The following is a 12,957-nucleotide window of genomic DNA, read 5'->3' as shown; positions in this document are numbered from 1 at the left end:
ACAGAACTCAGTCCTTGATGAAACCTTGACCGTTAATCTTAGTGTCTAAGAATTGGGGGTCGGTTCAGAAATTGATTTTTCTTGGGTTTTGTTTTGGGTGATTTTTTATGCCTTTGCTCAAACCTTCTCAAATCGAGCAATGCTCTCGACATGACCGGTATGGCTAAACATATCCATCACACCCGCATGGGTCAAGCGATAGCCAGCATCGATGAGTGCTTTGGTATCACGGGCAAGCGTAGCAGGGTTGCACGAGACATAGACGATGCGTTTGGCGTTGAATTTTGGCAAATATGCCATCACTTCCCACGCACCAGAGCGTGGCGGGTCGATGAGTAGTGCATCAAACTGATGTTCGCCAGTCGCCCACGGCTTATCCGAAAAATCCTGTGTCAAATCTTGGGCATAAAATTCGGTGTGATGGATACCATTGGCAGTTGCATTCATCTTGGCACGCTCGGTCATCTCAGCCGAGCCTTCGACACCGACGACAAAGCCTGTCTCGCCGACTTTGCGAGCAAGCGCTAAGCTAAAATTCCCCAAGCCGCAGAATAGATCCAGCACTCGTTCACCTGCTTGTAAGTCTAGTAGCTCGCACGCCAAATCCATCATCTTGCGGTTCACCGATAGGTTCACCTGCGTGAAATCCAGTGGCGAGAATTCATAAGTTAACTCAAAATTTGGCAAATGATAAAACAGTCCGCCCGTCGGTGGCACGGTCAATGAGCTAGCTCGAGCGCCATCGATATCGATGCGATGCACGGTGTCTGAGCCTTTGGGCTGTAAGAACAGTTGCCAGTTACGCTCAGCAAAAAATGCTTGTAGCTTGGCGATATCATCATCGCTTAGAGCGACCATGTGGCGTACGATGATGGCGACCGATTTGGCACTGTCAGGGACATGGTCAAGCGTCTCACCCATCGCTACTTCTAGCTGTGGAATATGATCACGAGCATCAAGCGTGGTGATGAGTGCTTTTAGGTTGTCAATCTCAAAGCCGATGCGTGGATCTAGGATGTAGCATTCGTGCAGTTCGGACAAGAAATTACTGCCACGCTCACGAAAGCCGACCAGTGCAGAGTCTTTTTTGGCGACATAGCGTACGCCCATACGAGCCTTAGTGCGATAGCCCAAGCGATCGCCAACCAGTGGCGGTAGCCAGTTATCAGGCTGTACACCTGCTTGATGCTCAAGTAGCTCTGAGAGCACCGATTGCTTGAAGGCGATTTGACCATCGGCATCCCAATGCTGAAGGCTACAGCCACCACAGACGGTAAAATGCGGACACGGCGGCGTCTGACGCTGTGGGTGGGGATTGCTCACGACAGCTTTGGCATCACCTTCTTCAAAGGTTTTTTTGCTACTGGTGACCTTGACCGAGACGGTTTCGTTTGGCAAAGCAAAGCTGACAAAGATTTTTTTGCCAGTTTTATCAGGATTGTGCGCACCATTATCGGCTTCATAGACCGCCACACCACGCCCATCGTGGGAGAGATTGGTGATGGTAAAATCAATCGGTGGCGCATCCGCCAAGCGTTTGCGAGCTCTTGCGGTGGGCTTGCCTTTTTTGCTTGGGCTTTTGATTAAAGAATGTTGTGCGGTCATGAGTTGCCTGTCTTATCAATGCTAATAAATGCTAAAAATAGATAGATGGGTAAACGGATTATTATAGCACAGTTTACAATCCGCTTTTTGATGATTTTATGCCCAATCCATCCGCAGTTTTGGCAGATTTTGGGTATAATGTCATCATCAGATGCGTGCATTGGGTGTGGTTATGATTGCGATAAATGAGCTCTTATTGGCACTGGTCAATCTGCTGACGTCGATTATCTCGGGGATTGCCGGTATGGGTGGCGGGGTGATTTTGGTGGGATTGTTGCCACTGTTCTTGCCTGCGACCGCCATCGTGCCTGTACACGCCACAGCACAGCTAGCGAGTAATGCCAGTCGAGCGTGGTTTGGGCGTGCGCAGATGGATTGGCGCTATATCCTGCCTTATGTGATTGGGGCGGTGGGCGGTACGGCGGTGTTTTGGCTGCTTGTACGGGTGATTAGCCTTGAGTGGGTGCCGCTACTGATTGCGGTGTATATCTTGCTGACTCAATGGGTTGCACCTGTCAATCGCTGGCTGAAAAACCGTGAAAATTTCTATCTCATCGGCTTTATCCAAGTCGGTATCGGTATGTTTGTCGGCAGTCCAGGGCCGCTACATATGCCACTATTGACCAAAAAATACGACGATACGCACACGGTGGTGACGGTCGCATCGGCGATGATGACCTTTTTTCATACGCTAAAGCTGGCGGCATATTTGGTGCTTGGCTTTGTGTTTATGGAATATTGGCAACTGATTATCTTGATGAGTATCTCGGCAGTTGTCGGCTCATGGCTTGGGGTGCGACTGCGTCATCGTATGCCGATGGCATGGCTCAAAGGGGCGATGCCGTGGATTTTGACGGTGATTGCTTTGCAGGTGATGGTGAAATTTGTGCTTGAGCGGGTTTGAGTGGGCTTATTCGTCAATAGGATTGATGAGTGTGATTGGTAGATGCTCAAAGTCTTTGTGATTTCTGCTGGCAAGTTTCAATTGGTGACACACTGCTGTTGCACCGATGATGGCATTAGGCAATTTGATTTTCTTTTCACGGCGCAGTTCTGCACTTTTTAAGATAATTTCACGGCTAATTTCAATCCATGTAAATTGCTCGTGCAACATTTTTTCAGTCATTGCCAAAGCTTGTGCATTTGGTGCAAAAGAAAGCACTTCAGCAACAGTAATCATGCAGATACACATATGACCACGATGCTCGTGCAAAAACCGAGTGGCTTGTGCGACACCATTTAAATGATAGATGATGATGTTGCTATCAACTAAGATCATTTTTCCCACTCTCTATCCCATTCATCGCGAATCTTACGCTCATATGCTAAGCCATCAATTTGATTATTTTTCCATAGCCCAAATGTTGCCATCAGACTATCACTATCATCAGCGGCTTGGTTTTGCACCAATTCACCGATGATCTGACCATGATTGGTGAATTGCACTGTTTCGCCGTGTTGGATTTGTAAAATCTGCTCTTGGATAATGGGTGGCAAGGTGCTGATTTCGATTAACATGGTATTTTCCTTATTTGCTATTATTATTGATTTTATTCTACTGGTATTTTTATTAAATTGCAAAATATGCTTTGGTGTCAAAAAAGACATGGGCAGGTTTTGGCCAAGCAGTATGCAATATATCAGTGACGAGGTATAAAAAAAGTTGGGTTTATTTACCCAACTTTCAAGTCTCTACCGCACCCACGCATCCAAGAATCCTTGATGACGCAATGAGCCATCGGCATTATGCAGCGATTCCACAAAGCCATAAGTCGCATCGATCAGTCCATCAGCGGCAGGCGTGTCCATTTTGCCAGTCAAAATCAGCCATCTAAGATAAATCAGCCAAGTGTTTAGCACATCTGATTCACAGTAGGTGGTCAGCTTTTGCCAGTCGCCTGTTTGCACCATCGGTACGACTTGTGAGCCATCGATATCACCTTTGCCAGCGAACCCGCATAAGCTTGCGATGGTGTCGAGCTTTTGGCGTTGATAGCCGTTGTACAAGGACATCTTATCCATCAAATCAATGTGCATCTCACCATAGCGATACAGATAGTCAGGCTTGTGAGCAGAATTAAACAGTGCAGGGGCGGACAGCTTGTGATGCATGGCTCGGTACATGATGACAGGAATGTCAAAGCCTGCACCGTTCCAGCTGACTAAGGTGGGTTTTTTGTCAAAGGCACGCAAAAAAGTCGCCAAAATCTCTTGTTCGCTCATCGTCTCAAGCGATAGCGATTTGAGACGAAAACTCACCCCATCAAACCACAAAAACGACAGGCACGCCACCTTGTGCAAGGGCAGGCGCATAAAATCCGTGCCTGCTTCAGCCTGACGCAGTGCGGTCAAGGCAGACAGTGCATCGGCATCATCCAAGTCCTTGAGTGTCGGATACAGACGACGACCCGTCTCAACATCAGGTATGGTCTCAATGTCAAAGACCAGTATCGGTGATTGGCTATTCATATCGGCTTACTCTGACTCTGATGGTGCATCGACGACACCAAATAGCCCTGTCGATAGATAGCGATCACCACGATCACACACGATAAAGGCAATCACGGCATCAGGATTGTCTTTGGCGATTTGATGCGCTGCCCACGCTGCACCGCCTGATGACACACCACAAAAGATACCTTCTTCACGAGCCAGCTTACGCATATAACGCTCGGCATCGGCTTGGCTGACATCCATGATGGTATCGACCAATGATGCATCAAAAATCCCCGGTAGATACTCAGCAGGCCAGCGACGAATCCCTGCGATGCTCGATGTCTCATCAGGCTGTAGTCCGATGATTTGGATAGCAGGGTTTTGTTCTTTGAGATATTGGCTCACGCCCATGATCGTGCCTGTCGTGCCCATGCTGCTGACAAAGTGCGTAATCTTACCCTCAGTCTGCGCCCACAGCTCAGGGCCTGTGGTCAGATAGTGTGCTTGTTTATTATCAGCGTTGTTAAACTGATCAAGCACGATACCCTTGCCATCAGCCTGCATCTGTAGTGCCAGATCTCGAGCGGCTTCCATACCATCAGCGACTTCGATGAGTGTTGCGCCATAGGCGGTCATCGCATCTTTGCGCTCTTGGGTGGAGTTGGCAGGCATCAGCAGAGTCATCTGATAGCCACGCATGGCAGCGACCATCGCTAGGGCAATGCCTGTATTACCACTGGTTGCTTCGATGAGCGTATCGCCCGGCTTGATGTCGCCACGCTGCTCGGCTTGATAGATCATATTAAAGGCAGGGCGATCCTTGACCGAGCCTGCGGGGTTGTTGCCTTCTAGCTTGGCAAGCAGTGTCGCACCGGTGTTCTTGCCAAGTGTGGATAGCTTGACCAGTGGTGTATTGCCCACGCAGTCTGATAGCGTGGTGGTGTGATGGATAAAGTCTGTCATAAGCTTTGCTCTGTCGATATAATGGCAGATTATAGCATATTCATGATAAAAAAAGGCAGTCTGTCACCCATCTCATCAGCTAGGAATCGCCCATGTTTGATAGAGCCATCAATTTTTAGCCAAATTATTTAGGATATATAAAACAACATTTCTAATAACAACCGATAAATCCCAATAATGATAGCATCCTAGGCATGAGTTTATAAAATACACATAAAAATCCATACCAACGCAATGAAATCATAACATCACTCTTTCCAAAAACCGCATAATCATTATGCCAAAATCAAATACAGTAATTAAGTTACGCAAATATTACTATAGAATCTAGCTACATATTGTATATTTTATTAATTTTTTATACTAAATATTATTAATACAAATCTGACGCTTAGCGATAGAATTTTATGTAAAATTATGTAAATGAATTACACCTCTAATTTGATTAAAATTTAATCAAAAAAATAATATCTATATGAAACATAACATATTTTTATGAATGATTTTTCAATGATTTGTTTTATCAAATTCTAAATTTCGGCAGGGGGGGGGTATAGTATTTTTGATGAGCTGTGATATAATCTATACATATTTCTACGAGCCCAGTCGCCATGTTCTGCTACTGCGTTCGTATCGAAATCCGGAGCTTGATTGTGATATGGCGGTAAAGTGACTTTTACTGCTTATTGCCATGTCTGTCAGGCAAATACTCAACCTACTATATATAGTAAGTGAAATTATGAATAAAGCTTTTAAAGTCATCTGGAACCACGCTACCCAAAGTTGGACAGCGGTTTCAGAAATCGCCCGCGCCAAGGGCAAAACCAAGTCAGTGAAGACTGCCAAAACCGCACTAGCAGTCGCAGTAGCGACCGCAGGGATTGCGTCAGCCTCTCAAGCGATGGCAGCAACCACAGTGGAGGCAGCTGTAGCAGGCGGTACAACAGTCACATCTACAGGTGAATCTTTGTACGCTGCAACACCTATTGGCACCAACAAAGCGTTTGGTGATAGTGTTTTAATTGGTAAAAATTCCCAGTTAACTACAACCGCAGGTGGTTCTGTTGTTCTTGGTACTGAGGCATCTGGCGGTGCGATTTCTGCCGTAATTGGTTCAAAAGCGGTATCGTTAGGTGAACAAGACGTTGTTATCGGTGCAGGTGCTCAGCAGCTTAATGCTGCTCCGACCTCTTATAGTACTGTAATTGGTCGTGGTGCGTTAAATACCGCTGCTGGTGAGGTCGCAACCGCAATTGGTTATCACGCAGAAACATCTGCTGCTTATGCAACAGCAATCGGTGGTACCTCAACTGCTAGCGCTGGTGGAGCAACAGCGATTGGTTATAATGCTACGGCATCAGGTGGTACGTCGCTTGCTATGGGTATTCACTCAAATGCTTCAGCATCGCTGTCAATGGCACTTGGTGGGAACAGTAGTGCAAGTGCAATGAGCGCCTCTGCAATCGGTTCATTTGCTAATGCATCACAAGCCTATTCGGTTGCTTTTGGTCCGTCTGCTAATGCAAGTGCGACTAATGCTGTAGCAGTAGGTAATTCGGCAGGTGTAACAGGAGAGTCGGGTACTGCTGTCGGTCCAGCTGCTAAATCATTTGGCGAACGTGCAGTTGCTATCGGTCGTTCTACTTGGGCTACAGGTCTTCGTTCTACTGCAATGGGACAAGCTGCAAATACAGAAGCAGGCTATTCTATTGCCATCGGTAACAATGCGAACGTTAGTGCTAGCACAGCGACTAACTCAATTGCAGTTGGTAATGTAACAAAAGTTTCAGGTGCAAATTCGGTAGCCGTAGGTCCAAATAACACAGTTTCTGCTGATGGTACATCTGTTCTAGGTAGCAACATTACTGCAACTGCTGCAAACAACGTGATTTTGGGTCAAAACAGCTCAGAGAGCTCGACATTGACCACTGCAGGTGCGCCACGCCAAGTTGATAATGCAACTGTAGGTAATTTACATTATAGCGGTTTCGAAGGTACTGCGACCGGTATCGTCTCTGTCGGTGCTACAGGCGCTGAGCGTCAAATCATCAACGTCGCACCGGGTAATATCTCTGCAACTTCTACCGATGCGATTAACGGTTCACAGCTATATGCAACTAATGTGGTGCTTGACAACTTCTACAAGTCAACTGTAGATGCACTAGGTGGTAAAGTATCACCAGATACACCAAACACTGCTAACTTCACGCTAAGCTACAACCTAACCAGCAACGACCCAAGCAACAGTACGCCTGATCAGGTTGAATACACCTCAATCGGTGATGCACTAACTGCACTAAGCCAAGCGGTCAACCAACCATTGACATTCACTGCAAATACCAATGCAGATACAGGTGCGAACGGTACTCAGCAAGAGCTAGGCTCTAGCATTGCAATCATTGGTTCAAAAACCAATAAAGCACTAGCTGAAAATACCGATAAAGCTGTAGATAGCACGTATTCAGCCAAGAACATCCAAACTGTGGTAACGGACAACCAAGTCCAAATCCAAATGGCTGAAAACCCAGAGTTCAAGAGCGTCATCGTTAAAAATGGCGACACAGATACCAACCCTGTGACAATCACCAGCGGTGACGCAGCTACTGGCGGTACGATTTCTAATCTAACTACTGTTATCCAACCACCAGTAGGTGCAACCGAAACTACAGCGAAACCAACCACTGGTCTAACCAACGCTGCTACTCTAGGTGACGTACTAAATGCTGGCTGGAACCTAAAAGAAAACGGTACAGCTAAAGACGTAGTAACACCATACGACACTGTGAACTTCATTAACGGCAATGGTACTACTGTTACTGTAACGCCAAGCAATAACGGCGCTTCAAATGAAATCAAAGTTGACATTAACCTTGCTGATCCAAATCTAACCACGACTGTTGGTGATACTACACTAACTGATGGTTCGACTGGTACTGATGGTAAAATCGATACTCCAGCAGCAACAGACGGCGACAAGCTAGTCAACGCAACGACTGTGGTTAATGCTATCAACGCTTCTGGTTGGAATGTTTATCAAACCGACACAACCGCTGCAAACAAAAAAGACACAGTTAACCCAGGTAACAATGTGGTGTTTAAAGCTGGCACCAATACAACGGTTTCTGTAGATTCTGACGGCACAACAACAAATGTGACCTATGATATTGATTTGTCAAAAATCAATGATGCATTGCCAAAGACAGATCTAAACGTATCAACTGCACCGACAGCTACTAACAACCAAACACCGACAGGTAAAGTTGAAACACCAGCGGTAGGTGATGCAACCAAGTTGGTGAATGCAGGTGATATCGTTGAAGCGATCAATAATTCAGGCTTTACACTAAAATCTTCTGCAACAACTGACGGCACCAAAGTATCTGGTACTGACGAAATCATCAACCCAGGTGATGTCGTTGAAATGATTGCTGGTAAGAATATGACTGTTAAGCAAGCGGCTAACGGTACAATCACTTACTCAACTAAAGATAGCGTTGTATTTGATAATGTTAACGTCACTTCAAAACTACCAGTTACTTCAATCAATGTCGGTGAAAAAGCCGCAAAAACTGCAACCGATCTACTTGATCTGACCACTGCAGCGAAAAACACACCTAATGCTGTTGTTACCGCTAAAGATCTAGCGAACTACGGCTGGGTAGTTGCAACACCTGACAATGGCTATGATGCAGCTGTGAAGAGTGCAAACACTGTAAACTTCATCGGCGACAACCATATCTCTGTAACTGGTGCAAACAATGCAACCACTGGTACCTATGATGTGAAAATTGAGCTTGCTAATGCAGGTGCGATTAGCTTTACAAAAGATACCACAGGTACAACACCAACCAACACTGGTGCAGTACAAGCGGGTGATACAAATGGCAACAACCCAACTGGCTTTGTTAGCGCCAAGACTGTTGCTGATGCAATCAACGGCTCAGGTTGGAGAACCAACTCTACCACAGCAACTGGTCAAGCAACTGAAACCTTGGTTAACCCAGGTGAGCAAGTCAACTTCGAAGCTGGCAAGAATATGGTTGTCACTCAAAAAGTTGAAAAAGATGCAAACGGTGCAGATGTGATCTCTTACACCTACGCAACAGCTGATGACGTAACCTTCAACAGCACCACTGTAGGCGGTAACGAAATTACCTACACTAATGCTGCGGGTGATACCTTAAAAGCAACAACAAATCCTGATGGCTCAGTCACCTATACTGATGCAGCGGGCAATGTAGTTGATCCAGCAGACGTTATCACCAAAGTGGAGAACCCAATCACTATTGGTACTGTTGATGGTAAGAATGTGATTTCTAACCTAACTTCTACCTTGCCAAATACAACAAGTGTCGGTGATGCACCAACAACAACAGCACCAAACAAAGCGGATGGTACACCATTTACCGCAAAAGACGCTCAAGACCTTGTGAACACTGCAGGCAATAACGCAGCAACACTAGGCGACGTACTAAACGCTGGCTGGAACCTAAAAGTCAATGATGAAGCTGTGGACTTTGTTAAGCCATACGACACTGTTGCCTTTGTAAATGGTACTGGTACAACTGCACGTGTTGAGTCTAAAGATGGTGTTCAAAGCAATATCACATTTGATGTGAATGTTGACAACAAGACTACTAAGATTACTTATGTGAGCGACACTGGTGCACCTATCACTAAGAACGCAGACGGTACTTACAGCAATGCTGATGGTTCACCATATACTGGTCCTGTAACTAGCCAAATCACTGCTGTACAACCTCAAGTAAACGGCGAGAACGTAACTGGTCCTGTGAATCTAGTTAACGGTGATACTACTACTGTAACTAACACACCAGACGGCATCAAAGTTGAAGTGAACACAGGCGAAATCACTCCTGAAGCCGACGGCTCTGTTACAGGTCCTGTAACTCCAGCATTGACTGATGCGCTAAAAGCAGCTGAAGATGCACTAGCAGCGCTACCTGATACTGCAACTGAAGCTGAGAAGAAAGCAGCTCAAGAAGCCGTAGAAGCAGCACAAACTGCAATCAACAATGCAGGTAATCAAGTTGCAACTGCTCAAAACGTTGCTGACGCTATCAACGGCTCAGGCTGGAGAACCAACTCAACCACAGCAACTGGTCAAGCAACTGAAACCTTGGTTAACCCAGGTGAGCAAGTCAACTTCGAAGCTGGCAAAAACATGGTTGTCACTCAAAAAGTTGAAAAAGATGCAAACGGTGCAGATGTGATCTCTTACACCTACGCAACAGCTGATGACGTAACCTTCAACAGCACCACTGTTGGTGGCAACGAAATCACTTATACAGATAAAGATGGTAATCCAGTTACTAAAAATAAAGCTGGTGATTTTGTTGATGCTCAAGGCAATGTTGTAGATCCAGCAGAGGTTATCACCAATGTAGCTAACCCAATCACTATTGGTACTGTTGATGGTAGGAATGTTATCTCTAACCTAACTTCTACACTGCTAAGCACTTCAAGCTTCCCAGTGACTGATGAAAAAGGTACGGTAACAGCACAACCGACAGCAAAAGCTCCAATCACAGCACAAGAAGCAGCTAAGATTGCAGAAGCGTCAGGCAACAACGCAGCAACCCTAGGCGACGTCCTAAACGCTGGTTGGAACCTAAAAGTTAACAATGAAGATGTGGACTTTGTTAAGCCATATGACACTGTTGCCTTTGTAAACGGTACTGGTACGACTGCACGTGTTGAGTCTAAAGATGGTGTTCAAAGCAATATCACATTTGATGTGAATGTTGACGACAAGACTACTAAGATTACTTATGCGGATGCATCTGGCAACCCACTAACTCAAGTAGTTGACCCTGCAACTGGTGATATCACTTACACTGATGCAGCAGGTAATGTTGTTGATGCAGCTGATGTAGTTAGCCAAGTCTCTGCAGTCTTGCCAACGTTTAACAACGGTACTGTAGCGGGCAATATCAACTTTGCTAACAGCACAACCACTAACATTGACTACAACAGCACCACTGGTGATGTCACTGTTAATGTGGCCACTGGTACTTCGGCGGTGACCGACGCTGGTAAAGCAACTGTTACTTACACCGATAAAGACGGCAACCCTGTTACTGCAAAAACCAATCCTGATGATGGTTCAGTGACTTACACTGATGCAGCAGGAAATACAGTTGCTGCTGATAAAGTAGTGAGCTCAGGTGATAAAGTTGCCACTGTAGGCGATATCGTGAATACCATTAACAACGTTTCTTGGAATGCGATTGCAGGTAAAGTTGCAGGCTCTAAGGGTGAAGTGACTGGCAATGCGTCAACCCCTGTTAAAGCGGGTGACACAGTAACATTCAATGCGGGTAACAATATTAAGATTGAGCAAAATGGCGCAACCTTTAATATCTCAACCACAGAGAATGTTTCATTTACCAATGTCGATGTAGCTGGTAATCTAACTGTTAAAGGTGATACAACGGTAAATGACTTCACAGTAAATCCAAATTCAACCATTAACATGGGTGGTAATGTAATCACCAATGTTGCTGCGGGTACGAATGCAACGGATGCGGTGAATTATGGTCAGGTACAAAATATCACGAACAACATTGCTTCGTCGTTAAATTGGTCAATGACCGGCAACAACAATGCCTCTAATGCAACAGTTGTTGGCAACCAAACAGTAAGTTTCAACAATGGCACTGGCACAACAGCAGTTGTTGATGGTACCAATGTGACTTACAACGTCAACGTTGACAACAAGACTACCGAAATCACCTATATCAACGCTGCAGGCGATACCGTTTACCTACAACCAGATGGTACTTACAACACTGCTAAAGATGGCTCAGGTACTCCAGTGGATAAAGCTGACGTTACTAGCCAAATCTCTGCAATCTTGCCAACGTTTAACAACGGTACTGTAGCGGGCAATATCAACTTTGCTAACAGCACAACCACTAACATTGACTACAACAGCACCACTGGTGATGTCACTGTTAATGTGGCCACTGGTACTTCAGGCGTCACTGATGGTACGACCAAAGATGCTAACGGCAACACCATCCCAGCAGGTAAAGCTACTGTGACCGATGCTGATAAAGGCAAAGTTGCAACCGTTGGCGACATCGTGAACACTATCAATGCTGCAGGCTTCACAGCGGCTGTTGATAAGACTGGCACAGGTGTATCTAAAGATAAAGGTGGTGATTCACTGGTGAATGCTGGCGATACAGTTACCTTGACTGCTGGCGATAATGTTTCGATCACCAAAGATGGTCTAAACTACACAATCGCAACCAGTGCAAATGCAACTTACACGAATGTGAATGCATCAACTGTTAATGCTGGTGATGTAAATATCAACAACGCAACGACTGGTGCAGGTACTACACTAACCACTGTAGCGGGCACTGTACTTGAGTCTGATGGTAAGACCGCAGCAACTGCCAATACCGATCCAACTACTGGTGCAGGTACTGGTAATGCGCTAAGCGTTGGTGGTAACCAAATCACTCACGTGGCGAACGGTGCGATCAACGCCAACTCAACTGATGCGATCAACGGTAGCCAGCTGTATGCGGTTGCTAACAATATCAACAACCAGCTTGGTGATATCAACAATCGTATCGATGACTTGGATGACAACTATCGTGCAGGCCTAGCAGGTGCTGCTGCAATGGTGAACATCCCGCAAGTTACCCGTCCAGGTGCGAACTTGGTTGGTGTTGGTCTAGGTCATCACAAAGGTGAAAGCGCAATCGCTGTCGGCTTCTCAAGTGCAAGCGACAACGAGCGTCTAATCTTCAAGATGTCTGGTACTGCCAATACCCAAGGTGATTACACCATCGGTACTGGTATGGGCTGGCAGTGGTAATCCACCGCTGATTAACCTCAGAAACTACCTTGCCAGTGGCAGGGTAGTTTCCCAATTTAATTTTGAGTTTAAGGACTTACTATGAAAACCCTTTACAA

The 12,957-nt window shown here is 45.8% G+C and carries 7 protein-coding genes; 2 read left to right on the top strand and 5 right to left on the bottom strand.

Translation table 11 applies throughout. The features are described from left to right. Positions 1–117: 117 nt before the first annotated feature. Entirely contained in the window at positions 118–1,605 is a 1,488-nt protein-coding gene (gene rlmD, locus B0680_RS10055; protein ID WP_078254963.1) for a 23S rRNA (uracil(1939)-C(5))-methyltransferase RlmD, read from the bottom strand. 172 nt (positions 1,606–1,777) lie between these two features. Between rlmD and B0680_RS10050 the strand changes: the two genes are divergently transcribed. Further along, positions 1,778–2,509 (top strand): sulfite exporter TauE/SafE family protein, encoded by a 732-nt coding sequence (locus B0680_RS10050; protein ID WP_078254964.1) that lies wholly within the window; start codon positions 1,778–1,780, stop codon positions 2,507–2,509. A gap of 6 nt (positions 2,510–2,515) precedes the next feature. On the opposite strand, the gene B0680_RS10045 is transcribed toward B0680_RS10050, so the two are convergent. The 4 genes from B0680_RS10045 to cysM form a co-directional block, all read right to left on the bottom strand. Next, positions 2,516–2,884, bottom strand: a complete 369-nt coding sequence (locus tag B0680_RS10045) for a type II toxin-antitoxin system VapC family toxin (protein ID WP_078254962.1) — start codon at positions 2,882–2,884, stop codon at positions 2,516–2,518. Continuing rightward, complete coding sequence (locus tag B0680_RS10040) at positions 2,881–3,123, bottom strand: hypothetical protein (RefSeq protein ID WP_078254961.1); 243 nt, start codon at positions 3,121–3,123, stop codon at positions 2,881–2,883. The genes B0680_RS10045 and B0680_RS10040 overlap by 4 nt, the downstream gene beginning before the upstream one ends. Positions 3,124–3,297: 174 nt before the next feature. After that, entirely contained in the window at positions 3,298–4,074 is a 777-nt protein-coding gene (locus B0680_RS10035) for a 3'-5' exonuclease (protein WP_078254960.1), read from the bottom strand. Positions 4,075–4,080: 6 nt separating this feature from the next. Next, entirely contained in the window at positions 4,081–5,004 is a 924-nt protein-coding gene (gene cysM / locus B0680_RS10030) for a cysteine synthase CysM (RefSeq protein WP_078254959.1), read from the bottom strand. A 739-nt stretch (positions 5,005–5,743) separates the two neighbouring features. Between cysM and B0680_RS10025 the strand changes: the two genes are divergently transcribed. Then, on the top strand, positions 5,744–12,859 hold the full coding sequence (locus B0680_RS10025; RefSeq protein WP_158078326.1) for a YadA-like family protein: 7,116 nt from the start codon (positions 5,744–5,746) through the stop codon (positions 12,857–12,859). Positions 12,860–12,957: the final 98 nt, after the last annotated feature.

This window comes from Moraxella pluranimalium, from assembly GCF_002014825.1.
Taxonomy (GTDB): Bacteria; Pseudomonadota; Gammaproteobacteria; order Pseudomonadales; family Moraxellaceae; genus Moraxella; species Moraxella pluranimalium.
Note: the sequence above shows the minus strand (reverse complement) of the source record. Positions and strands in the feature narration are given on the sequence as shown.

Bases quoted from the DNA above. Each gene is read 5' to 3' on its own strand.
- rlmD (WP_078254963.1), bottom strand. From the start codon at position 1,605: ATGACCGCACAACATTCTTTAATCAAAAGCCCAAGCAAAAAAGGCAAG.
- B0680_RS10050 (WP_078254964.1), top strand. From the start codon at position 1,778: ATGATTGCGATAAATGAGCTCTTATTGGCACTGGTCAATCTGCTGACG.
- B0680_RS10045 (WP_078254962.1), bottom strand. From the start codon at position 2,884: ATGATCTTAGTTGATAGCAACATCATCATCTATCATTTAAATGGTGTC.
- B0680_RS10040 (WP_078254961.1), bottom strand. From the start codon at position 3,123: ATGTTAATCGAAATCAGCACCTTGCCACCCATTATCCAAGAGCAGATT.
- B0680_RS10035 (WP_078254960.1), bottom strand. From the start codon at position 4,074: ATGAATAGCCAATCACCGATACTGGTCTTTGACATTGAGACCATACCT.
- cysM (WP_078254959.1), bottom strand. From the start codon at position 5,004: ATGACAGACTTTATCCATCACACCACCACGCTATCAGACTGCGTGGGC.
- B0680_RS10025 (WP_158078326.1), top strand. From the start codon at position 5,744: ATGAATAAAGCTTTTAAAGTCATCTGGAACCACGCTACCCAAAGTTGG.